The sequence below is a fragment of the Flavobacterium sharifuzzamanii genome (genome assembly GCF_003254585.1).
Classification (GTDB): domain Bacteria; phylum Bacteroidota; class Bacteroidia; order Flavobacteriales; family Flavobacteriaceae; genus Flavobacterium; species Flavobacterium sharifuzzamanii.
In genome coordinates, this window is sequence record NZ_QJGZ01000034.1 from 138,204 (window position 1) to 162,914 (window position 24,711).

A 24,711-nucleotide genomic window follows, 5' to 3' on the forward strand; every position below is an offset into this window, starting at 1 on the left:
ACCACAAAATGCTTAAATTTAGGACATTATTTAAACAGAGTTTCAGAACAGCAAAAACATGAAACCTGAAACATGAAACAAAAAAAATGATACATCAAGATAAAGAAGTAAAAAGTACAAAAAATAAAGCCAAACCTTCCTGCTGCTGTTCTCATGATGAACCTGTGCATTCTGAGAATGATGGGCACGATCACGAAGGTCATGATCATGAACACAATACAGAAGGAAGTTGGTTTAAATTGTTCTTGCCATCTATTATATCTTTTGTTTTACTTATTATTGGAATTGGTTTTGATAACTATTTTCCGCAAGATTGGTTTACAGGATATGTTAGAATTGCGTGGTATGCTATTGCATATCTTCCAGTTGGATTTCCAGTTATAAGAGAAGCTTATGAAAGCATAGTAAAAGGAGATATTTTTTCTGAGTTTTTCCTCATGTGCATTGCCACAATTGGAGCTTTTGCCATTGGAGAATATCCAGAAGGTGTTGCTGTTATGCTGTTTTATACAATTGGAGAAACCTTTCAGGGAATGGCAGTTAACCGCGCAAAATCAAGTATTAAGAGCCTTTTGGATCAGCGCCCCGATGAGGTTCATATATTAGAAAACAATATTGCAGTAAAAGTCAAAGCCAAAGATGTTCAGATAGGAGCTATTATTCAGCTTAAAGCAGGAGAAAAACTAGGATTGGATGGCGAATTATTATCAGATTCCGCTTCATTTAATACTGCAGCTTTAACGGGAGAAAGCAAACCTGATACCAAGAAGAAAGGCGAAACTGTTTTAGCAGGAATGATAAACGGCAACACAATTGTCGAAGTAAAAGTAACAACTGCTTATAGTGATAGTAAACTGTCTAAAATTTTGGAATTGGTGCAGAACGCCACAACCAAAAAAGCGCCTGCGGAATTGTTCATTAGAAAATTTGCTAAAATATATACGCCAATTGTGGTATTTCTTGCAATTGCAATTTGTATAATTCCAATGCTTTTCGTCGATAATTATGTTTTTACAGATTGGCTTTACAGATCACTAGTTTTCCTTGTGATTTCCTGTCCATGTGCTTTGGTTATCAGTATTCCACTAGGTTATTTTGGCGGAATCGGTGCTGCGAGTAGAAACGGAATCCTGTTTAAAGGCAGTAATTTCCTTGACAGTATTTCGACAATCCAGAATGTGGTAGTAGACAAAACGGGAACTATGACCGAAGGTGTTTTTAAAGTTCAAGAAGTCATTATAAAACCCGAATTTGATAAAAACGAAATCTTAAAACTAGTCAATGCTCTTGAAAACAGAAGCACGCATCCTGTAGCCACAGCAATCCATAATCATGTTGGCCCAATTGATTCTTCGGTTGAATTAAAAGATATCGAAGAAATTTCAGGCCACGGACTAAAAGCGACAAACAATGGAAAAGAATTATTTGTTGGAAATTTTAAACTTTTGGACAAATACTCGATTTCGTATGATATTGATCCATCTTCAATCGTTTATACCACAATTGCAATTGCTTACGAAGGTAAATTTGCAGGTTATTTGACTATTGCCGATGAAATTAAGGAAGATGCCAAAGAAACCGTTTCTAAACTAAAATCTTTAGGCGTAAAACTAACCATGCTGAGTGGAGATAAAGCGAATGTGGTTCAGTTTGTAGCTGATAAATTGGGAATAACTAAAGCTTTTGGCGATTTGCTTCCAGAAGATAAAGTGGATAAAGTCAACGAAATTAAATCTAAAAACGAAACAATTGCCTTTGTGGGCGATGGTGTAAATGATGCGCCTGTAATTGCTTTAAGTACCGTTGGAATTGCAATGGGAGGTTTAGGAAGCGATGCAGCTATAGAAACTGCTGATATTGTGATTCAGGATGATAAACCAAGCAAAATTGCAATGGCAATTAATATCGGAAAACAAACCAAAAAGATTGTCTGGCAGAATATTACACTCGCTTTTGCTGTAAAAGCTTTTGTCTTAATTCTAGGCGCTGGCGGACTTGCAACAATGTGGGAAGCTGTTTTTGCTGATGTTGGAGTGGCACTTTTAGCAATTTTGAATGCCGTGAGGATTCAGAGAATGAAGTTTTAGTTTGATGAAATTCTGTCTTATTTTGATATAATTATAGCTAATATAGGTTGTTCTAATTGTTTTATATAGAGATATTTGTCACTAAAAACACATTTAATCAGATATGAATTGGGATAATTATTTGTTAGAAGAAAAAGCTCCTTGTGGATCAATTGCTCATTTAGGTATTCTAGAGGGAACTGTCTCGGGAATCTATGATTTATCTGAAATAAATGATGATGCGAAAGTTTTATACTTATCAACACCAGTTAAAAAATCAAAAAAAAATTACACAAACTTTTCTTCGCTAATAGGGAAGAATAATATTGAGGCGATTAGTATAGATTACCTTGATGAAGAACGCATCTCAGTTTTTTCAACATTACCAAATTTAAAATATCTGCAAGTAAGTTCCAATAAACAAGATGAAATTCCTGATTTAGGTTCTTTAGAATCTGTAGAAATTTTGGTACTTGCAAATATAACAAGAATTCAGAGTATAGATTTTGTAAAAAACATGAATAATCTGAAAACACTTTATATTTATGGAATAAATAATTTATATGATTTAACTCCTATTTCTCAACTAACTAATCTAGAAGAATTAGATATTGAACATGGAAAGATGAGTGGCACAGGAAAATCTATCAAAAGTATTAATCCATTAGAATCATTACGACAATTAAAATATCTACGTTTAGCATTAAGAATAGAAGATGATAGTGTTAATTTAAAATCACTATACAGATTACAAAAATTGCAAAAAATTATTTTACTTCCTCGTTATATGAAAAATAAATTTTGGGAAGGTTTGATTAAGGAATTGCCTCAATTAATTTAGTTTAAAGAAAGTAATTCATTGGTCCAATTGTAAATTTTTGCAAACAGTTCATAAGCTTCAAAGTTTTGAGCGGTAGTGATTCTGTTCAAAAACAAAGCGCTTTAAAACTTCAATTCAATTATGTTTTCATTATTCTCTAAAGTAATTTTCACCGGATTACTTTCAGAAGGAATTTGAGTTGGATACCAATTTCTAGTAGGTTGCACCAGAATCAATAAGCCTTCATGATCGCCAATTGCAGCAAATTTATCGGTATTGGTATTTTGAGAAAAGAAATGAAGTCCGTGTTCTTCTATTAATTGATTTCCTAATTGTAATGGACTTTCCGTAACAATTCCGATTTCGCTAATGCTTAAAATAGAAGCGGAGTTGAATTCGCCAATTTGTTCGTTATTGAGATCATGTCGCGCAATGAATTCAAGTAAATTTCTGTTGTGATCAAAGAAATAAATAGAATGTGCATTCCAATTTTCAAAATTTGTAACTACACTTTTATCTTCAAGAACAATTAAATCCACTTTGTCCTTGCACCACTGAATCGCTTCGTCAAGCTGATTTTCGGGAATATTAAAAGCAAAATGATATATGGAATTAAACTCTTTATCTTCCACAAATTTTAAAATAGAAGTTCCAGCCTGAAACGTTATCGATTTTTGGTCATTTTCAAGAATGAAAAGCCCAAAAATGTTCTGATAAAATGCTTTCGTTTTTTGAATATCGTTTGTTTTAATTTGTATTTGATCTATTCTCATGACAATAATTTTTTATAAAAGAAAAAAGCTTCTTTTGAATGATAAACAAATTTAAAAAATGCCAATGGTATCAAGTATGAAGCGCTATTTTATGCTTCAATGAAAGGATAGTAAATAAGTATTGATTGAAGTTAAATTGCATTTTTAAATGTTTTATTAAAGTTACAAAAAGACAAACTGACATTGTTGTAAGATTATCGAAAAAACTTCCATCTTGCAATCTCTAGATTTAAATAAAAACAGACAGTCTTAAAATAACTTCTCTTTTTTTTGTAAGCTTCAGAGAAGCGAAATATTTATAGCAAAAAACAAATGTTTACAGCATAAAGCTCCGGAGGAGTGACATATTTTTTTATGTAATATAAATAGATGTCACTCCTTCGGAGCTTTTTTTATTTTTCTTGTTGTAATTCTATACATATTTTATCCCGCTGGGATTTTACGGATAAAATATATTTTATAAATATTTGTCCAGCAAAAATGATATCCTTTTGAGATAATCTGTTTTTTGTTTTTAATATGTAGCAGGTTTTCTAACATTTTTCCCCACTTTGTTATTCAAATCATCGCCAAGATCTTCTCTTGCAGTATCGGCAATTTTCTGGATTTCGGCTACTATTTCGGGATATAATTGCTGCACATCACGAACTTCTCCCGGATCATGTGCTAAATCATAAAGCGCCATCGGAAATTCTGCGGAAGCGCCTTCACCACGATAACCGTCTTTTCCTTGTAATTTTTTGTTGTAGGTTGTGCTTTTGTGTGGGAAAACGAGTTTCCAATGTTTGTATCGAATAGCTTCTAAGTTGTTGCTTCCAACTCCGAAATAATAATAAAAAACTTCTCTTGGGCCAGAAGCCGTTTTTCCAGTCAGAACAGGAAGAAAATTCAAACCATCAATTTGGTTTTTGGGTAAAGAAGAACCTGTTATTGAAGCAATTGTAGGCAGTAAATCCATATTGGTCATAAGAGAACTGTTTACAGAGCCGCTTTTTATTTTACCTGGCCAACGTATTAAAAACGGAACTCTCGTACCACCTTCCCAAGTAGTTGATTTCCCTTCTCTAAAACCGCCCGAAGAGCCTGCATTGTCGCCAAAAACAAGCCAAGGACCATTATCACTCGTTATAATTAGTACAGTATTTTGGGCAATTTTTTCAGTGTCTAATGTTTTTATGATTTCTCCAATTGACCAATCCAGTTCCATTATTACATCTCCAAAAAGACCTAAATCGCTTTTTCCTTTAAATTTATCTGAAACCGCTAAAGGCGCGTGTGGCAGAGGATGTGTGAGATATAAAAAGAACGGATCTTTTTTGTTTTTCTTGATAAAACCTATTGCTTTTTCGGTGAAAAGTGTAGTTAGTTTTGAAGCATCTTTGATATTTTCAATCGTATCAATAATGGTTGTATTGCTGATTAATGGAAGCGGAGGGAAGCTCGAACGCATATCTTTAGCATCCGTCACTTTTGAGTAACCGTCATAATCAATTGGCCATACATCGTGTGAATACGGAATCCCGAAAAACTCATCAAAACCGTAATTTGTCGGCCAATATGGAAGTTGATTTCCTAAATGCCATTTTCCGTAATTAGCCGTTTTGTATCCATTTTTCTTTAAAAGTGACGCAATAGTTTCTTCATTCGGATTTAAAGCGTGTTTGGCTCCAGGAAGCAATACGCCCGACATTCCGATTCTGTTTGGATAACAGCCTGTTAATAAAGCCGCCCTGGATGCTGTACAAATGGCTTGTCCTGCATTGAAATTGGTTAAACGCATTCCTTCTTCGGCAACTTGATTAAAATGGGGAGTATTTACTCCTGTCATTCCATACGGTTCAGTGTCGCCATAACCCATATCATCCATATTGATGATAATGATGTTGGGTTTAGAATTTGAGTTTTTACTTTGAGCAATGCCTAAAGAGGTAATTGCAGAGAGAAAGAGCAAGAAGAAACTTCTTTTCATGATTTGCGGTTTTTGAAATAATTAATAATGGCATGGCGTTTAAGTTTGGTTGACCACAAATATATTCAAAAGATGAAATTTAGAAGTAAAAAAAAGCCCATTTTATGGAGAAAAGGGCTTAGAGGATTTTGAGATTTATTACCCTTAATTAAGCCATAAAGAATGCAAAGTTTTCTTGACAAAGCTTTGCGTTCTTTGCGCATTTAAAAAATTACATGAAATGACCTTGCGTCCTTTGCGGTTAAAACATCAAAGATTGCTATACAATAATTGTAGTGTATGAAAATCAGAAGAACCGTCAAAATGTTTGTGAAGCACTTCCTGAAAAATTGGTTCGGTATTTTGAACACTGGCAAACAATGTCATACAAGATTGAAGATTTTCTACATCAATGCTTTCAAAAATATCAGAAACATTTTCTTCCTTTTTAATTAGTTCAGAAGTGATTTCTACAAGATGTTTTCCTAAAATTGGATGTTCTAGAAAAGCAATTGCTTCATCGGCATTTTTGATTTCGTAAAATTTGGAAGTATCACTAGAACCCATTCCTTTTATCTGCGGAAATATAAACCACATCCAAGGAGATTCTTTTTTACCATTCTTGATTTCGTCCAGAGCTGTCAAATACAATTTATTCTGAGCATCTAAGAAACGAAGCAGTCCATTATTGTTGTAGGCCATTACTTACTGATATTTATTTGGGGTATCAGGCCATAAATCTAGTCAAAATATGTTTACTTGTATAACCTCCAATTCATTTTTTAGAGTCATTTTTTAACATTTTAAATCGAATAATTTAGAAATGCGATTATATGTAAAATTTGATAAGCTGATTTTATATTAACAGATAAAATCGTACTAACAAATAGTTTTATTGTTATAAAATGAAGTTTTAGTTGGTGATTCTGTTATGAATTCTCTATTTTTATGAACAGGCGGTTTCTAAAACGGCCTGAATTCTTTAAAATTAGAATTGATATTGACTTCTTAAATATCAATATTTTCAACCGGGCATCTTCGCCCATAAAAAATTAAATGCTTATGAAAATAGGATTAATCGGATTCGGAAAAACTGGAAAATCAGTAGCTTCAATATTATTAGAAAATAAAAAATTCTGCTTAGAATGGGTTTTACGTCAAAGTACGGTTTTAGAACACAGATCGGTTCCAGAATTTTTTGGAGTGCAGTCAAAAGAACCCGGCTTAATCTATTCTAGTTCTAAAACTTCTATTGAAGAATTATTGGAAAAGCATCCTGTTGATGTAATTATCGATTTCTCGTCGCATCAAGGAATTTATACGTATGGAGAAGTGGCGGCAAAGAAGAATATAAAAATCATTTCTGCTATTTCGCATTATAAAGATAAAGAACTGGAGTTTTTAAAGAAACTGGCAAAAAAGACCACAGTATTCTGGTCGCCAAATATTACTTTGGGTGTAAACTATTTGTTGTTTGCAGCAAAATTTTTAAAGAAAATTGCACCGTGGGTTGATATTGAAGTAAATGAAGAACATTTTAAAACCAAACAGGGAACATCTGGAACAGCCGTAAAAATTGCAGAAGCACTAGATGTGGATAAAGAGAATATCAATTCGGTTAGGGCAGGAGGAATCGTTGGAAAACACGAAGTTATTTTTGGTTTTCCTTTTCAAACCGTGCGTTTAATTCATGAATCGATTTCGAGAGAGGCATTCGGAAACGGAGTTATTTTTGTGGCCGAAAATCTAAAAGAGAAAGAAAAAGGATTGTATAATTTTGAAGATATTCTGACGCCTTATTTTACTGTATAAGTTTTTTTAGTCTCACAAAGTCGCGGAGTCGTAAAGTTTTTTTTGAAAAATGGCTAGTGCTGTTTGTCTTCCTGAGCGAAGTCGAAGGATAAGCACAAAGTATTAAAAATATATTTAATCTCGCAAAGACATGAGTCTTTTTGAAAATTAGCTCCAGAGGAGCTAAACATTTATAGAAAATTCTCGTTTATATGATAAGAGCCCCAGCGGGGTGAAATATTAGAATGAGAATAAAATATTACATGTCGCTCCTCTGGAGCTATATAACATGATTGCTGTTATTCTATAAATATTTTGCTCCTCTGGAGCTTGGTTTATTTTGTAAATTATTTTCTCAGCAAAACAGCTTTCATATATTCTAAATTCATTTTAGCAATAGAAAGCACTGAAATTCCCTGCGGACATTCGATTTCGCAAGCTCTTGTATCAGAGCACACTCCAAAACCTTCTTCATCCATTTGTTTTACCATCGAAACCGCACGTGTTTGGGCTTCTAATTTTCCTTGCGGTAAAAGCGCTAAATGCGTTATTTTGGCACCAACAAACAAAGCGGCGCTGGCATTTTTGCATGAAGCCACACAAGCTCCACATCCAATACAGGCAGCAGCATCAAAAGCGGCTTCTGCAGTTTCGTATGAAATCGGAATACTGTTTGCTTCTGGCGCCTGACCCGTAGCCGCGCCAATAAAACCTCCTGATGCAATAATAGAATCGAATGCTTTGCGGTCAATTTTTAAATCTCGTAAAACAGGAAAAGCTTTAGCACGAAAAGGCTCAATATAAATAGTGTCTCCATCTTTAAAACTTCTCATATGAAGCTGACAGGTTGTAGTATTTTTTAAAGGCCCATGAGCGCGTCCGTTTATCATAACACCGCATTGACCGCAGATTCCTTCGCGACAGTCATGGTCAAATTCGATTACGCGTTCTCCATTTTGAATAAGAGATTCGTTCAAAAGATCCAACATTTCCAAAAACGACATATGTTCTGATACTCCATCAATTTCATAATCTGTCATTTCTCCTTTAGTTGAAGAATTAAACTGGCGCCATATTTTAAGATAAAGTTTCATAGATAATTATGAGTTATGAGTTATGAATTTTGAGTTGTTAATTAATAATTTACAATTAACAATTCACCATTATTTATAGCTTCTTACCGCAAGTTCAACCGATTCAAAGGTTAAAGGTTCTTTGTGAAGTTCAGGTTTGTTATTTAAACCTTTCCATTCCCAAGCCGAAACATAACAGAATTCATCGTCGTTGCGAACAGCTTCTCCATCGGCGGTTTGGTATTCTTCCCTAAAATGTGCACCGCAGGATTCTTCGCGTTGTAAAGCATCATAGCACATTAATTCAGCCAATTCGATATAATCGGCAATTCGACCGGCTTTTTCAAGTTCACTGTTTAAAGTATTATCGCCCGTAATTCTGAGATCTTTTTCAAATGAAACTTTTAGTTCGCGGATTTCAATTAGAGCTTCCTCTAGTTTTTGTCTGCTTCGCGAAAGACCGCATTTTTCATATAAAAGACGTCCGATTTTTTTATGAAAATAATCTGCAGAAAGTGTTCCGTTCGTATGTAAAAAGCGATCCAGTTGTCTTCTCACTGTTTTCTCAGCTTCTTCAAATGCAGGATGTGAAATATCAGATTTCGGTAAATTCAATTCGCCTGCCAAATAATTAGGGATCGTATAAGGCGCAATAAAGTAACCGTCAACACAAGCCTGAAGCAGCGAATTGGCACCAAGACGATTAGCACCATGATCGGCAAAATTGGCTTCGCCTAAAGCAAATAAACCTGGAATTGTTGTCATAAGCTCATAATCAACCCAAAGTCCTCCCATAGTAAAATGCGCTGAAGGTGAAATCAGCATGGGTTCTTTATAAGCATTTATGCCTGTAATCTTTTCATACATCGCAAAAAGATTGCTGTATTTGGCTTCGATTTTATCTTTTCCCTGCGCTTTAATGGCATCCGAGAAATCGAGGTAAATAGCATTTTTCATTGGCCCCACGCCATGACCAGCATCAATCCTTTCTTTTGCTGCTCTTGACGAAATATCTCTTGGTGCGAGATTTCCAAAAGATGGATATCGGCGTTCCAAGTAATAATCGCGTTCTTCTTCGGGAATGGCGTTTGCATTTCGATCATCTTCTGCTTTTTTCGGAACCCAAATTCTTCCGTCATTTCGAAGTGATTCCGACATTAAAGTCAGTTTTGACTGATTTTCGCCATGCTGTGGGAGCGAAGTAGGGTGAAACTGAATCCAGCTTACGCCTGCCATATAAGCACCTTTTTTATGTGCTCTCCAAATTGCCGAGCTGTTACAGCCCATAGCAAGTGTAGACAAATAATATACTTTCCCATAACCGCCAGAAGCCAGTACAACGGCATCTGCCGCGTGGCGTTCTAAAATTCCAGTTTCGAGATTTCTTGCAATTATTCCTTTGGCTTTGCCATTAATAACAACGAGTTCAAGCATTTCGTGACGCGTATACAAATCAACTTTTCCTAGAGATGCCTGACGTTCTAAGGCTTGATAAGCACCCAATAAAAGCTGCTGTCCGGTTTGACCTCTCGCATAAAAAGTTCTGGAAACCTGAACACCTCCAAAAGATCTGTTGTTTAAATATCCCGCATATTCCCTAGCAAAAGGAACACCTTGAGCAACCGCGTGGTCTATAAGATGTGCAGAACATTCGGCTAAACGATAAACATTGGCTTCACGGGATCTGAAATCGCCACCTTTTATAGTGTCGTAAAACATTCTATACGTGCTGTCGCCATCATTTTTGTAGTTTTTGGCAGCGTTTACTCCGCCTTGAGCGGCAACAGAATGCGCGCGTCTTGGAGAATCCTGAAAGCAGAAAGACTTTATGTTATAGCCTTGTTCAGCTAGAGAAGCCGCACATGAAGCACCCGCTAAACCCGTTCCGACTATTATTATATTTAGTTTTTTTCGATTTGCGGGATTGACCAATTTGGCTTTAGACTTGTAAAGACTCCATTTATCAGCAAGAGGACCTTCGGGTATTTTTGATTCCATCATTTTTAGTGGTTTAAAATGAATTGATACAAAAGCTTTAATAGAAAACTAAATTTAGTATAAAATATTGATATTTAGTAGTTTTTTGTATGAATTTATTTAAACAAAAATAGACTTTAAGTATATTAATTAGCTGTATGTTAAAGTTAAACCCGACAGGTTTTTAAAACCTGTCGGGTTTAGTTGATAGAGACAAAAAAATCTGTTGAATCTGCTGAATCTGTGAGCAAAAATTACTCCCGCAGATTTAGCAGATTCAGCAGATTTATAAAATTGAATTGAAATGTTTTTGAAAAATTATTTCTCGATTATCATGGTAACTCCTTGCCCGCCAGCAGCACAAATAGAAATCAATCCTTTTCCAGAACCTTTTTCGTTGAGCAGTTTTGCCATTACACCAATAATTCTTCCTCCAGTGGCAGCAAAAGGATGAGCGGCCGCCAAACTGCTTCCCTTTACATTCAGTTTATTTCGATCTATTGCACCTAATGGTTTCTTTAAGCCAATTTCGGCACTTAGTTCAGGACTTTCCCAGATTTTTAAAGTGGCCAAAGTTTGTGCAGCAAAAGCTTCGTGAATTTCATAATAATCAAAATCCTGAAGATTTAATTCGGCTTTTTCCAACATTCTTGAAGCAGCAAATAAAGGGGCTAACAAAAGATTCTGTTGATTTTTAACATACTCAATTGCAGCAATTTCTGCGAAAGTAATGTACGCTAAAATAGGAAGTCCTTGTTCTTTTGCCCATTCTTCACTAGCTAAAAGAATACATGATGCGCCGTCTGTTAATGGCGTTGAATTTCCTGCAGTCAAAGTTCCGTTTACTTTATCAAATGCAGGATTTAGTTTGGCTAATTTTTCAATTGTGCTGTCTCTTCTAAGATTATTATCTTTTTCTAAGCCATTGAAAGGAGTAATCATATCATCAAAAAAGCCTTCATCATAAGCTTTGGCCATATTCAAATGACTTCTTAAAGCAAACTCATCTTGGTCTTCACGCGAAATTTTATAATATTTTGCTGTAATTTCAGTATGTCCGCCCATAGAAAGTCCTGTTTGCGATTCCTCATTTCTAGGCACTAACGGACTAAGATCTTTTGGACGAAGTTTTAGGAATGTTTTAATTTTCTCGCCTAATGATTTTGCTTTTCGTGCATCAAGCAATATTTTTCGAAGTTTTTCGCTAACAGCAATTGGCATATCACTTATCGAATCTACGCCACCAGCAATTCCAGAATCTATTTGTCCGAGAGCAATTTTGTTGGCAATATAAATAGCACTTTCAATTCCGGTATCACACGCTTGCTGCAAGTCACATGCTGGTGTTGCAGGATCTAGGCTTGTTTGCATGACGCATTCGCGAATTAAATTGTTGTCGTAAGTATGTTTGATTACGGCACCTCCAGCAACTTCACCCAATAACTTTCCTTTCAGATTGTATTTGTCAGTAAGACCATTAAGTGATGCGGTCATCATTTCTTTGTTTCCTACATTAGAATAAGCCGTATTGGCTCTCGCAAAAGGAATTCTATTATAGCCCACAATGGCCACTTTTCTTATTGTATTTGATTTCATATCAGGAAGTTATTCGTTTATGTTTTTTGATATTTAGGAATATAAAGATAGAAATAGATTTCGGTTTGATACTTAATCTAGATTAATATTATCAGGAAATAACTTAAAAATGGAAGTGCTAAGAGGTATTCTTACTGATTTAGTATAATTTTCTGTATTTATTTAGAATGAATTAAAATAATTTGGAAAAGTTAAGATTAGCATATACTTTTGTCGCTCAATTTAAAATCAAAACCAAATGAAAATAATTTTTAATGCCAAAGTTTATCTTTTTATGCTGTTTTTGGGCTCATTAAATATGATGGCTCAACAGCTTGGAACTGTAAACGGGAAAGTTTCTTTGAGTGGTAATAAACCAGCAGAAAATATTGCTGTGGCGCTAAAAGGAACGAAATATTCAGATATTACAACTGTTTCAGGACATTACGAAATTAAAAATGTAAAACCAGGAACATATACTATTGTATTAAATGGAGTTGGAATTCAGTCTGTTGAGGATAAAATTGTAGTCAATTCAAAACAAATAATAACTAAGAATTTTTCTCTTTCAGAAAGTCAGGAAGATCTTGAAGAAGTGGTAATTAAAAAGAACAAATACAAGCAAGACAAGCCTTCATTGTCATTACGTCTTCAGACTCCAGTTTTAGAAATTCCTCAAAATATACAAATTGTAAGTAGCCAGACTTTAAAAGATCAGCAGATTACAAGTATGAGCGATGGTGTAATTCGTAACGTGAGTGGTGCTGTACGTTTAGAACATTGGGGAGATTTGTATACGAATATTACAATGCGCGGTTCTCAAATTCAGGCTTTCAGAAATGGTTTTAATGTAGTTTCTTCTTTTTGGGGACCATTAACAGAAGATATGAGTTTTGTAGACCATATCGAATTTGTAAAAGGACCTGCTGGTTTCATGCTTTCAAGCGGTGATCCAAGCGGATTGTATAATGTTGTGACTAAAAAGCCAACAGGTGTAACCAAAGGTGAGGTTAGTGCTTTAGTAGGAAGTTATGATTTTTATAGAGTAAGTCTTGATCTTGACGGAAAATTGGATAAAAAAGGAAAATTACTATACAGATTTAACGGAGCAGCACAAAAAAAAGGTTCATTCCGTCCGTTTGAGCATAACGACCGTTACGTAATTGCTCCTGTGATTTCTTATCAGATAGATGATAAGACAAAAATTACTGCAGAATATAACTTTCAATATGCAAATATGACTGAAGTAGGTTCTTACTATGTTTTTGGACCACAATCAGGAGGTTATGCAACTTTACCTCGCAGTTTTACAATGACACAACCAGGATTGCCAGATACAAACATTCAAGATCATAGTGGTTATCTGCAGTTCGAACATAAGTTTGACGAAAATTGGAAACTTACAGTTCAAACTACTTACTTTAAATACATTCAGCAAGGATACAGTTCTTGGCCAGGTGTTGTTGGCCCTGGACCAGTTGATAGAAATTTTGATGGCGTTCCTGAAGGAAACCTTGCTGCTGGTGAGATTATTAGAAATGTTGGAATTTGGGATGCGGAAAGTAATATGTATTTAGGACAGATTTTCGTAAATGGAAAATTCAATACAGGAAATGTTTCTCATAAAGTATTAGGAGGAATAGATTTAGGAAGTAAAGATTATATGGCAGATTGGGGACAATCACATGATTTAGATACGGTTGATAATCCGTTTAATGTTTATAATCCAAATTACGGAACGCCTTCAAATGGTTTACCGCAATTTGATCATGATACACCTCTAAGCCAAAGAGCAGGCGGACTTTATGGTTCGAAGTATGCAGCGGGTTATGTTCAAGATGAGCTTGGGTTTTTAGAAAATAGATTAAGATTGACTCTTGCTGCAAGATATACTTGGATTAGCCAAACTAGCAGCTATGAGGCAGAACCAATTGAGGATAGTCATATTACACCTCGTGCTGGTTTAAGTTATTCTATTACTGATGATTTTGCGGTTTACGGTCTATATGATCAAGCTTTTACGCCTCAATCGGGTGTAGTGAGAAGTGGTGACGTGAAACCTCTTACAGGAAATAATGTTGAATTTGGACTTAAAAAAGATTGGTTTGACGGTTCTTGGAACACAAGTTTATCTGTTTACAATATCTTAAAGAAGAATGAGTTAACAGCAGATCCTAGTAATCAGCCAAACGAACAGTATAAAATAGTTCTAGGTGAAAAAAGAGCTCGTGGTGTTGAATTTGATGTTAGAGGAAAAATCTTTGACGGTCTAAACCTTATTGCAAATTATGCGTTTACAGAATCAACTGTAACTAAAGTTGATCCAGCTGTTTCTGCAGCTAATGGGATTAATGTAGGAGACGTTGTGCCTGGTTATGCTAAACATACTGCAAATGCATGGTTAAATTACACATTGCAGCATGGAAAATTAAAAGGTTTTGGAGCTTCTGTTGGAGGAACTTTCCTTGACGGACGCCAGACAGATACTTGGAGTCCAGGACTTGTTGGACTTCCAACGTATTTTAAACTAGATGGAGGATTGTCTTATGAAACTGGTAAAGTTAAAGTTACAGCAAACGTATTCAATATTTTAGATAGATACCTTTATAGCGGTTCGTACTACAGCTGGTTAAGTGCTTATTACTGGCAGGCTGAAGCGCCAAGAAATTTTAGAGTTGGTGTTAGTTATAAATTCTAAATCGATTTGTTTTAGTTGAAAAATTACAAATCATACAAAAAAGCATCTGACTTCATTGTTAGATGCTTTTTTTTTTGAGGTTCAAAGGGGCAAAGCTTCAAAGGGACAGAGGTTCTGAAATGTGTAGTTCTTTTGAGTTGCCTCCAGTTTTAACTGGAGGTTTGTAAATTGAAATTTAAAAGGCTTTAGCCAAACTTCATCTAGTTTGGCTAAAGCCTTTTTGATTTTTGCTATATTTTCCATCCAGCTAAAGCTGGACGCTATTCAATTAAAAAAAAATCCTTTTAATCTGTGTAATCTGTGGCAAAAAAACTATCCTTTCTTAATCAACGGAATCAATTTTGTCCCAATCAATTCAATCGCATTCATTAATTGTTTGTGCGTTAATCCAGCATTATCCATTTGGAAAGTAAATCGATCGACGCCACCAAGCGCTTCGCTATGGCGAAGAATTTTCTCTGCAGCTCTTTCCGGACCTCCGACAATTAAAACACCTAAATCATCAATTAAACCATCAAATTTGCCTTTTGTTACGGGTGGCCAGCCTCTTTCGTATCCTAATTTAGTCCATAATTCGGCATAACCAGGATAGTATTCTTCGATTGCTTTTTCTGTTGTTGAGCCAACATATCCAGGCGAATGCAATCCTACTTTTAATTCATTTGGTTTATAACCTGCAGCTTTTCCAGCTTCACGATACAAATCGACTAAAGGTTTAAAGCGATGTGTTTGTCCGCCAATAACAGCAACCATTAACGGAAGTCCTAACGAACCTGCTCTTATAAAAGATTCTGGCGTGCCTCCAACACCGAGCCATATTGGCATTTTTTCTTGTAAAGCTCTTGGATAAACAGGTAAATTATTTAAAGCAGGACGAAATTTTCCTTCCCAAGAAACAAATTCATTATCTCTAACTTGAAGAAGAAGTTCTAGTTTTTCTTTAAAAAGAGCATCATAATCTCTCAAATCATATCCAAAAAGGGGATAAGCTTCAATGGCAGACCCTCTTCCGACAACAATTTCAGTTCTTCCTTTCGAAATTAAATCTAAAGTTGCAAAACTCTGATAAACCCTCACAGGATCTGCAGCGCTTAAAACAGTTACAGCACTTGTCAGTCGGATATTTTTTGTCCTTGCCGCCGCGGCACTCAAAATAACAGCCGTAGCAGAATCTAAAAACTCTTTTTTATGATGTTCTCCAATTCCGAAAACATCAAGACCAGCCTGATCTGCAAATTCAATTCGCTGCAGTAGCTGTTCCATAGCATCAACACTGCTCAGAGTATTGTTATCGCCATACATTGCCGAAGCAAAACTGTCTATTCCTATTTCCATATTTTTTATTTTTTGCTTTAGACGATAAGCTTTAAGCTTTAAGCATTTCAAAGCTTACAGCCTACAGCTTATAGCTTACAGCCAATTAATGTGAGAAACCAAATGAAATACTAATAATGATAATCATGATTACAATCAACGTAATGCCAACATATAAGTAATCTTTTTCCAATAAAAATGAAAATAACGAAAGCAGCACACGTAAAACAGGTGTCATAAACAAGAAAATAATTCCTGTAAATATTAATGATTCTCCGTTTCCTTGAATTGCGCCGTTGTAGACAGCTGCAATTACTTCAAATATATTTCTATCATTTTCTTTAAAAACAGAATAATCTTCGATCTGGTTTCCGTTATGAATCAAATAAACAATCCCTCCGATAAAAGCTACTGATAAAGAAATCCAAACTCCGTAACGAAGCAAGTTTCCTATGATTGTCTGAAAATCTTTTTCTCCAAATTTTTCTTCCTGTACCATATTAGATTTTTCCATTTAGTCCGTTATAAATCATGTTTATTGCCAAAACAAAAATCAAGCAGGCAAAAAATATTCTCAATTTCTTCGGATTTGTTCGCACTAAGATTTTAGCTCCAGCCATCGCGCCAAACAAAACGCCAATTACAACAGGCATACAGATTCCTGGCTCGATATATCCTTTTTGAATATAAATTACAGAACTTGCCATTGCTGTAACTCCCATCATAAAATTACTGGTTGTGGTTGAAACTTTAAAAGGAACACGCATAATATTGTCCATTGCAATTACTTTAAAAGCACCAGAACCAATTCCGAGAAGACCAGACATCATTCCGGCAACTCCCATCATACTGAAACCGCCAAGTACATTTTTAGTTCCATATTTTACGACTTCGCCATCGTGAGTAGGATAAGTTCCGTCTAATTTTAATTTTTTAGCTAGCGGACTAGATTCTAAGACAATATGTTCTTCTTTTTTTCGAAGTGAATTGATAGCAGAGAAAATCAGTGTTAAACCAAACAGAACAGCTATAAAAGAAGTAGGGGCAATAGTAGAAAGCAATGCACCGCAAACCGCTCCAATAGTGGTGGCGATTTCGAGAAAAATTCCCATTCGCATGTTGGTAATTCCTTCTTTTACATAAGCAGCGGCAGAACCTGAAGAAGTGGCGATAACAGAGACTAAGGCAGCTCCAATAGCATAATGAATATCGACACCAAGAATGATTGTAAGAAGCGGAATGATGATAATTCCTCCGCCCAAGCCTGATAATGAACCTATAAATCCAGCCAAAAAGGCTCCTAGAATCATTATAAGCGTAAAGGTAAGTATTGTCATTTAAAATATGTTTTTGTAATTGCTAATTTACGAATACAAATTTGTTAGAAACAGCTTTATGACCTTAAATATACCTTAAAAATTTTTTAGTGTTCAGTGTTCAGTTTTTTAGTTTTCAGTCTTAGTCTCAGTTAGTTTTAGAGTCTAGAAGCTTTAGCAAAGTTTCAAACTTTGGCAAAGCTAACCCTTCTTACCGCAAAGACTGAATACTGCGACTGAATAGTGATCACTAAAAAACTGAACACTGAACACTAAAAAAAAAGGTATATTTGAGATGATAATGATTACTAAAAAAGCAGTCTTGAAGAATAAAATCCTCACTTATTCCTTAACACATCATAAGAGTTTGTTTTCTCATGCAGATCAGAAAGAGTATTTCTATATCCAGACAAGCGAGCATCCTTATATCAGCGAGTCTTATCGCGCGGAAAGTTATGCGATTGAGTTTCTAAGAAAAGGAAGCATAATTATGCAGACCGGACTTGAGAGGAAAGTAGTTCATGCTCCCGCTATTATTACTTTGGGGCCATCTATCATTAGGAGTTTTTCTAAAAGCGATGATGAAATTTTAATTGATATTATATTCTTTAAACCGAATTTCTTTCTCGAAAATCAGGCAAATGTATTTTTTCTTGCGCAATATGATTTCTTTGAAAATAGTCATAGTCATTTATCTCAACTTACAAATACAGATGAAGATAAATTTAAACGTATTTTTAATTTGATTAAAGAAGCATCAGCAGGTAAGTCTAAACATCAAGCTTCTATTTTGAGGAGTTATCTGTATATTTTGATTTACGAGATCGATGCCATTCAGAAAGAAGAAGCCTCTGCAGAAGTGCAGAATACTTTATTTGAAAAATTTAAAGAACTTCTTTTTAAAGATTTCTTGAATTTTAGATCAGTTCAGCATTATGCCGATGAACTGAATGTAAGTCGAAAATATTTGTCTGAAGTCATTAAAAAGTTTAGCGGTAAAACGGCAAGTGACTGGATTAACGAAATGGTAATTTTGGAAGCCAAAGTTTTATTGCAGAATAAAAATATGTCAATCAATCAGATAAGTGATATGCTCCATTTTTCTGATCAATCTGTTTTTGGACGATTTTTTAAAAACTACGAAGGAATTTCGCCTTTAGAATATCGAAAAAAATAAAACGATTAAAATCAACTTTCCGACATTTTGCACAATTTCGAAGCCTTATCGCTCTTTTTTAAGAACTATGATCGGTACAACTTTGCTCTTTTATTAAAAAGGAAAAGAAATGAGTAAAATAGCAAAATTTGTTGTCATAATTAATGATAATGTCTCTTGGATGGAAGACAAAGCTGTTCAGTTTTATATCAATTTGTTTAAGGAAAAAGATTTGGGAAAAAAATATGCAGAACAGCATCTTTCTCAAAAAGAATTGTTTCGGATTCAGAATGATTTTTCGATCGAAATTCTAATGGCATACCTTGGTGAAGCACCACAATCTTATTTAAAACTGGATTCGTCAAGAATATTAAACGAAAATCTAGGAGCATCAAAAGCAATTCATCTAAGTGAGGTTATTTATTTTGATGAAGAAGATTTAATAGCGCTTATTAAACGCGCAGAAGAAATTGCTCATCAGCGAAAACATGATTTAATTTGGGTGAAAGCTTTTGCTGCAGATACTGCTTTAATCGAAATATTACGATCATTAAATTACGAAGAATTTGATTTGGACGAAAGTAAACAAGATCAATTTCCGAAACGAATTTATTTCCGAAAAAAGATTTGAATTGATTTTTTTGGTTGATAATTGATAGTTTTTGGTTGTTAGTGAAAAGTTTTTACGCCATCAACTATCAACCAAAAACCAGCAACCTAAAAAACTATATGCGATTATCAACCGCAAAAGATGTTTTTCCAATATTAGCAAGGAGTAAAGCTGCCGCACAACTTGTCCAAACCGAATAATCAAGAGGCGCTTTTACAGAAACTGAAACTGACATGGCAAAAGCAAAAAAGAACATCAAAACGGTAGTTCCTAAAGCGGCAAGTCTGGTTTTGAAACCAAATAATAGTAGAAGACTCAGTAAAACTTCAAAGAAAGTAGCAATTCCTGCAAGAACTTCTGCTGTGGCTTTGTTGGCAAAAGAATTTAGGGTTTGTGTGTAGATAACAAAGTTTTCCCAATTTCCCCAGGCGACTGCGTTAGATCCCGGTGCGCCCCAAACTCCAAATCGGTCTGCTACGGCCGAAAGCATTGTAATTCCTAAAACTATTCTTAAAATTAAACCTGCTTCTAATATTGTGATGTTTTTCATTCTATAATTAATTTTTGATTTGAAGATGTTCTAGGTTCTTCTTAACCAAAGTTTTGTTTCCAACTACCTTAAAACCAAGTTTTAAATACAGTTTTTTAGCACTCGGATTGTCTTCTTCAACCAGCAGACCTAAAACCTCTTTATTTTTATGAACGTATTTATCAATCAAAAATTGCAATAATTGAGAACCAATTCCTTTTCCCTGATGTTTCGGATTCACACCTAAAGAGTCAATGTAATACTCTCCAGCGCGTGTTTCCAATTCTGGGTCGAATTCTGGATTATGATGTTTTCGAACATATTCGACTATCGGAGTGCGTAATTCTTCAATGTCTGCACCGTTATAAATATTTACTGCGCCAATGATTTCGTTGTTTTCCTCAGCCACAAAACAGTTTTGATAAGAATACTGATTGCTTTCACTTTCAACGAAATACTGCAGAAAGTCTTTCGCGGAAGCGTAATCTTCTTTTGCAATAAACTTGTAGATAATATCTTTCATTGCTAATAATAATATGGGAGCAATATATTTTGAGTCTGATTTTTCGGCTTTTCTGATATTCATAGTGTAGTGTTTTTAGCAAATTTAAGGCTTTATTTAAACACATAGAAACATAGTTTTTCTTTGTGCTGAAAGGCGTTTCACTTGTCTGAATGCACATAGCTTTGTGGATTAGACTTTGATAAAGTTTTAAACCAAGTATTTTTGGGAACTTAAGCATTACATAAAGTAACCACAATCATTGTCATTTCGACGAAGGAGAAATCTCCGTAAGAAACTCGACATAGATTGGCCTTTCTTTACGGAGCTACTTGTGGAGATTTCTCCTTCGTCGAAATGACAAAAATGCCCAAACTAACTTTATAATTTGTCTTTTGTGAATCTGCGTGAAACAAAAAACGCATTGTGCTTAATATGTACAAATATACGCTCAATATATACCAATCAAGAGATTTCAACTCGTCTTATATTTGTAGTATAGTTTTAATTTAAACATTAAAAAGAAATGAAAGCAATAGGATTTAAAACATCATTACCCATAGAAAACCCAGAAAGTTTTATCGAATTTGAAGCTGTAAAGCCAATTCCAGGGCCACACGATTTATTAGTTAAAATTGATGCGATTTCAGTAAATCCAGTCGATTTTAAAATTCGCCAGAATAGTGCGAAAGATACCGTTCTTGAAACTCCAAAAATTATAGGCTGGGATGCTGTCGGAATTGTTCAGGCTGTCGGAAAAGATGTTGCTTTGTTTGAAGTTGGAGATCCAGTTTATTATGCTGGAGATATTACCAAACAAGGAAGCAATGCCGAATATCAGATTATCGACGAAAGGATTGTGGGCAGAAAACCTAAATCATTAAGTGTAGAAGAAGCGGCTGTGATTCCGTTAACGGCTTTGACGGCTTGGGAAATTCTATTTGACAGAATCAGAATTACGGCAGATAAAGACAAAGGAAAATCGATTTTGATTATTGGCGGAGCAGGAGGAGTCGGTTCCATAGCTATTCAACTTGCTAAGAAAATAGCAGGTTTAACGGTTATTGCAACAGCGTCGCGTTCTGAAACAATTGCTTGGTGCAAACAACAGGGAGCAGATTTTGTAGTAGATTATAAAGATTTGATTGCGTCTGTTCGAGAAGCTGGTTTTGAGTATGTTGACTTTATTTTAGATTTCGTAGATACCAATGCTTATTGGGATACAATGGTTGAATTGATTAAACCACAAGGTCATATTGCCTCAATTACAGGAAGCAGCGACCTTGTTGCATTAACCAAACTGAAGAGCAAAAGTGTTTCTTTTTCTTGGGAATTAATGTACACCCGATCTATGTACCAAACAGAAGATATGGTAGAACAGCATAACATCTTGAATATTGTAGCAGATTTATTGGATGACGGTATCTTAAAGACAACTTTGAACACGACACTACACGGACTTACAACTGAAAACCTAAAGAAAGCACATGAACTTTTGGAGTCAGGAAAGACAATTGGAAAGATTGCCATTAAGTTGTAAAGCTTAAAATAGAGTTAGTAATGGTTGAAAAGACTATTTGGAATTGTTTTAAATAATATTGTTTTTAAATAAGAAAATTTTGTATTTTCGTCGGCTTACAAACCCAATTGAATATAAATTTTTAACCTAAACAAAATTATTTATGATTTCAAAAAACACAGACCTTGGATTATTGCTTTTGCGTTTAAGTACTGGTGGATTAATGCTTTTTCACGGTGTTTCTAAACTGATTCACGGAATTTCGTTCCTTGTAGAAAACATGGGCGCATTTGGATATGCAGTTTACATTGGCGAAGTTTTAGCTCCGATTGCCATTTTATTAGGATTCAGAACTAGAATTGCAGCAGTTCTTTTGGCAATAACTTGTGTGGTGGCAGTTGCGACGATGCACAGTCAGGAAATTTTCTCAATTAGTGAGCATGGCGGTTATGCTTTAGAATTATTAATGCTTTATCTTTTTGGTGCTCTTGCATTATTCTTTACAGGTGCTGGTAAATATGCTGTTTCCAAAAACAATCAGTGGGATTAATTTTCTATAAGTAAAAGGTTTACTTTATACAGAAAGCTCTAAATTTTTGATTTAGGGCTTTTTTTATGGATACTCTTTTTATTATGCTATTTTTGCGTCCAAAACACCCAAATTATTACCAAAATAGCAATGAAGTCCTTATTCCCGTTTATCCTTTTTATTTTTTCTCCAGTAATTAATGCACAATCTCTAAATGGCATTGTAAATGATTCTGATGGAAAAGCATCATCAGAAGTCTTAATTCGAAATTTAAATTCAAAATCACACGCACATACCGATGTAAATGGAAAATTTACCTTAGAAGGAGTGCAGATAAATGATAGTCTGGTTATTACCAAAAAAGGGTTTTCAACTCAAAGAGTAAAATTGGCTTCTTTAGATTTTCTTTCCATTCAATTAGAAGAAAAACCGTTTTTACTGGAAGAAGTTAAGATTGGTAATAATCTAAAATATCTGAATACCATTTCTAAAATCGATTTTGAAATTCAGCCTATCTCAAATTCTCAAGATTTATTGCGAAAAGTTCCAGGGCTTTTCATAGGTCAGCACGCTGGTGGAGGAAAAGCAGAACAAATCTTTTTAAGAGGTTTTGACTGCGATCACGGAACCGATATTAATATTACTGTTGATGGAATGCCAGTAAACATGGTATCTCACGCTCACGGGCAAGGTTATTCAGATCTACATTTTGTGATTCCAGAAACGGTAGATAATATTGATTTTGATAAAGGAGCCTATTTTGCGGATAAAGGAGATTTTACAACGGCTGGATATGTTGGTTTTAATACCAAAAATGCTTTGCAGAACAGTTCTATTTCTTTTGAAGGAGGGCAGTTTGACACTTTCCGTACTGTTGCCATGTTTAATTTATTGAATAAAGAAAACCAATCGGCTTATTTTGCTGGAGAATACATGATGACTGATGGCTATTTTGATGCTCCTCAAAACTTTAACCGAATTAATTTGTTTGGAAAGTACAATGCTAAAATGGAAAATGGAGACCGTTTGGCTATTTCGGTTTCACATTTTAAAAGCCAATGGGATGCAAGTGGACAAATTCCAGATCGCGCAGTAAATGACGGAACAATTTCGCATTACGGAGCAATCGATTCAAATGAAGGAGGAAATACTGATAGAACAAATTTCAATCTGCAATACGATGCAAAAATTGACGAAAATACACATGTCAAAAGCAGTGCTTATTTAAGCAAATATGATTTTGAACTGTATTCTAATTTTACTTTTTTCTTAAACGATCCTGTAAACGGCGATCAAATCAAACAGAAAGAGAATAGAACCATTGTTGGTTTTCAGTCTGAATACGATCAGAAATTAAGCGAAAAATGGCGTTTTAACTTGGGCGCTGGACTTCGAAACGATAATAATAAAGATGTAGAATTATCGCATACTTTAAACAGAAAAACAGTTTTAGATTATTTGAGTTTAGGAACTGTAAACCAAACCAATTTATTTACATATTCAAGTCTTGATTTTACATCGGGAAAATGGCTAGTAAATGGAGGTTTGCGTTTAGATTATTTTAAATTTGGTTACGAAGATCAATTGGCATCAACTTACGCCAATCAGACACAGACAAAAGCAATTGTGAGTCCGAAACTGAACTTTTTGTATACTCAAAATGATAAATTAAACTATTTCCTGAAATTAGGAAAAGGATTTCATAGCAATGATACTCGAGTTGTAGTGGCCCAAAAAGGGGAGAAAATCCTTCCTGAAACGTATGGTGCAGATTTAGGAATCAACTGGAAACCATTTCCACGCATGATTATTAATTCGGCAATCTGGTATTTGTATTTGGCACAGGAATTTGTCTATGTTGGAGACGAAGCGGTTGTTGAACCAAGCGGAAAAACAGAAAGAAAAGGTTTTGATTTTGGTTTCAGATATCAATTGACCAACTGGTTATTCTGGAATATCGATTACACATATACGCATGCAAGAGCAATAGATGAGCCTAAAGGAAATGATTATCTGCCATTGGCTCCAAAAAATACTTTAATGAACGGGATCTCGGTAAAAGACTTAAAAGGTTTCTCAGGAAGCATAAGAACTCGTTTTTTGGGAGATAGACCAGCAAATGAAGACAATTCGGTTGTGGCAAAAGGATATTGCATTACCGACTTCTCCGTAAATTATCAAATTAAGAAAGTTTCGATTGGTGTAAACATCGATAATATTTTCAATACAAAATGGAAAGAAACACAATTCTTAACCGAATCAAGATTAGCAAATGAAACTGATTCTGTAGAAGAAATTCATTTTACGGCAGGAACGCCATTTAATGCGCGACTGATATTGAAATATGCTTGGTAATGGGTTTTAACTCAATAAAAAGCGTCTCAGGATTTTCTGAGGCGCTTTTTTATTTAGAGTTAACTTTTAATTTACTGCTAATTTATTCGGTACTATAATGTTTAATGTTTTGCTTTATGTTATTTGTTTTAATTGTTTGATTTTTAGATTTTTATTTATT

At 34.8% G+C, this 24,711-nt stretch carries 20 protein-coding genes; 9 read left to right on the plus strand and 11 right to left on the minus strand.

Features of this window, described 5'->3' with window-relative positions; all coding sequences use genetic code 11:
* The first annotated feature begins 86 nt into the window (after window positions 1-86).
* Window positions 87-2,087, plus strand: a complete 2,001-nt coding sequence (locus DMA14_RS04710; RefSeq protein ID WP_203418257.1) for a heavy metal translocating P-type ATPase — start codon at window positions 87-89, stop codon at window positions 2,085-2,087.
* A 103-nt stretch (window positions 2,088-2,190) separates the two neighbouring features.
* On the plus strand, window positions 2,191-2,907 hold the full coding sequence (locus tag DMA14_RS04715) for a leucine-rich repeat domain-containing protein (RefSeq protein WP_111423536.1): 717 nt from the start codon (window positions 2,191-2,193) through the stop codon (window positions 2,905-2,907).
* 101 nt (window positions 2,908-3,008) lie between these two features.
* On the opposite strand, the gene DMA14_RS04720 is transcribed toward DMA14_RS04715, so the two are convergent.
* The 3 genes from DMA14_RS04720 to DMA14_RS04730 form a co-directional block, all read right to left on the minus strand.
* Window positions 3,009-3,659, minus strand: coding sequence for a VOC family protein (locus tag DMA14_RS04720; RefSeq protein WP_111423538.1), 651 nt, complete (start codon window positions 3,657-3,659; stop codon window positions 3,009-3,011).
* A 514-nt stretch (window positions 3,660-4,173) separates the two neighbouring features.
* A complete protein-coding gene (locus DMA14_RS04725; protein ID WP_111423540.1) occupies window positions 4,174-5,628 on the minus strand; it encodes a sulfatase family protein in 1,455 nt (484 codons plus the stop codon).
* A gap of 249 nt (window positions 5,629-5,877) precedes the next feature.
* Entirely contained in the window at window positions 5,878-6,309 is a 432-nt protein-coding gene (locus tag DMA14_RS04730; protein ID WP_111369614.1) for a DUF1810 domain-containing protein, read from the minus strand.
* Window positions 6,310-6,669: 360 nt separating this feature from the next.
* On the opposite strand from DMA14_RS04730, the gene DMA14_RS04735 reads away from it, so the two are divergent.
* On the plus strand, window positions 6,670-7,419 hold the full coding sequence (locus DMA14_RS04735; RefSeq protein ID WP_111423668.1) for a 4-hydroxy-tetrahydrodipicolinate reductase: 750 nt from the start codon (window positions 6,670-6,672) through the stop codon (window positions 7,417-7,419).
* A gap of 326 nt (window positions 7,420-7,745) precedes the next feature.
* Here DMA14_RS04735 and DMA14_RS04740 read toward each other — a convergent pair whose 3' ends face one another.
* The 3 genes from DMA14_RS04740 to DMA14_RS04750 all read right to left on the minus strand — a co-directional run bounded on the left by DMA14_RS04740 (window position 7,746) and on the right by DMA14_RS04750 (window position 12,044).
* Window positions 7,746-8,492 carry a succinate dehydrogenase/fumarate reductase iron-sulfur subunit gene (locus DMA14_RS04740; RefSeq protein ID WP_111423542.1) on the minus strand — a complete coding sequence of 249 codons (747 nt, stop codon included), beginning with the start codon at window positions 8,490-8,492 and terminating at the stop codon, window positions 7,746-7,748.
* 69 nt (window positions 8,493-8,561) lie between these two features.
* On the minus strand, window positions 8,562-10,472 hold the full coding sequence (locus DMA14_RS04745; protein ID WP_111423544.1) for a fumarate reductase/succinate dehydrogenase flavoprotein subunit: 1,911 nt from the start codon (window positions 10,470-10,472) through the stop codon (window positions 8,562-8,564).
* 294 nt (window positions 10,473-10,766) lie between these two features.
* Window positions 10,767-12,044, minus strand: a complete 1,278-nt coding sequence (locus DMA14_RS04750) for an acetyl-CoA C-acetyltransferase (RefSeq protein ID WP_111423546.1) — start codon at window positions 12,042-12,044, stop codon at window positions 10,767-10,769.
* 238 nt (window positions 12,045-12,282) lie between these two features.
* On the opposite strand from DMA14_RS04750, the gene DMA14_RS04755 reads away from it, so the two are divergent.
* Entirely contained in the window at window positions 12,283-14,721 is a 2,439-nt protein-coding gene (locus tag DMA14_RS04755) for a TonB-dependent receptor (RefSeq protein ID WP_111423548.1), read from the plus strand.
* A gap of 312 nt (window positions 14,722-15,033) precedes the next feature.
* Here the strand turns inward: DMA14_RS04755 and DMA14_RS04760 are convergent, their stop codons facing one another.
* The 3 genes from DMA14_RS04760 to DMA14_RS04770 all read right to left on the minus strand — a co-directional run bounded on the left by DMA14_RS04760 (window position 15,034) and on the right by DMA14_RS04770 (window position 17,372).
* A complete protein-coding gene (locus DMA14_RS04760) occupies window positions 15,034-16,056 on the minus strand; it encodes an LLM class flavin-dependent oxidoreductase (protein WP_111423550.1) in 1,023 nt (340 codons plus the stop codon).
* Between the two features lie 85 nt (window positions 16,057-16,141).
* Window positions 16,142-16,549 (minus strand): DUF1634 domain-containing protein, encoded by a 408-nt coding sequence (locus tag DMA14_RS04765; protein WP_111423552.1) that lies wholly within the window; start codon window positions 16,547-16,549, stop codon window positions 16,142-16,144.
* Window positions 16,536-17,372: a sulfite exporter TauE/SafE family protein gene (locus DMA14_RS04770; protein ID WP_111423554.1), complete on the minus strand. Its 837-nt coding sequence runs from the start codon at window positions 17,370-17,372 to the stop codon at window positions 16,536-16,538. Before DMA14_RS04770 ends, DMA14_RS04765 begins: the two co-directional genes overlap by 14 nt.
* 301 nt (window positions 17,373-17,673) lie before the next feature.
* Here DMA14_RS04770 and DMA14_RS04775 point away from each other — a divergent pair, with 301 nt between their 5' ends.
* Window positions 17,674-18,528 (plus strand): helix-turn-helix domain-containing protein, encoded by an 855-nt coding sequence (locus DMA14_RS04775; protein WP_157957668.1) that lies wholly within the window; start codon window positions 17,674-17,676, stop codon window positions 18,526-18,528.
* 109 nt (window positions 18,529-18,637) lie between these two features.
* Window positions 18,638-19,138 (plus strand): hypothetical protein, encoded by a 501-nt coding sequence (locus DMA14_RS04780; RefSeq protein ID WP_111423558.1) that lies wholly within the window; start codon window positions 18,638-18,640, stop codon window positions 19,136-19,138.
* A 94-nt stretch (window positions 19,139-19,232) separates the two neighbouring features.
* Here DMA14_RS04780 and DMA14_RS04785 read toward each other — a convergent pair whose 3' ends face one another.
* Both DMA14_RS04785 and DMA14_RS04790 read right to left on the minus strand, forming a co-directional pair.
* Window positions 19,233-19,667 carry a DoxX family membrane protein gene (locus DMA14_RS04785; RefSeq protein WP_111423560.1) on the minus strand — a complete coding sequence of 145 codons (435 nt, stop codon included), beginning with the start codon at window positions 19,665-19,667 and terminating at the stop codon, window positions 19,233-19,235.
* A gap of 7 nt (window positions 19,668-19,674) precedes the next feature.
* Window positions 19,675-20,232 (minus strand): GNAT family N-acetyltransferase, encoded by a 558-nt coding sequence (locus DMA14_RS04790; protein ID WP_111423562.1) that lies wholly within the window; start codon window positions 20,230-20,232, stop codon window positions 19,675-19,677.
* Window positions 20,233-20,674: 442 nt separating this feature from the next.
* On the opposite strand from DMA14_RS04790, the gene DMA14_RS04795 reads away from it, so the two are divergent.
* The 3 genes from DMA14_RS04795 to DMA14_RS04805 all read left to right on the plus strand — a co-directional run bounded on the left by DMA14_RS04795 (window position 20,675) and on the right by DMA14_RS04805 (window position 24,551).
* Complete coding sequence (locus tag DMA14_RS04795) at window positions 20,675-21,688, plus strand: zinc-binding alcohol dehydrogenase family protein (protein ID WP_111423563.1); 1,014 nt, start codon at window positions 20,675-20,677, stop codon at window positions 21,686-21,688.
* A gap of 142 nt (window positions 21,689-21,830) precedes the next feature.
* Window positions 21,831-22,217, plus strand: a complete 387-nt coding sequence (locus DMA14_RS04800) for a DoxX family protein (protein ID WP_111423565.1) — start codon at window positions 21,831-21,833, stop codon at window positions 22,215-22,217.
* A gap of 129 nt (window positions 22,218-22,346) precedes the next feature.
* Window positions 22,347-24,551, plus strand: coding sequence for a TonB-dependent receptor (locus DMA14_RS04805; protein WP_111423567.1), 2,205 nt, complete (start codon window positions 22,347-22,349; stop codon window positions 24,549-24,551).
* Window positions 24,552-24,711: the final 160 nt, after the last annotated feature.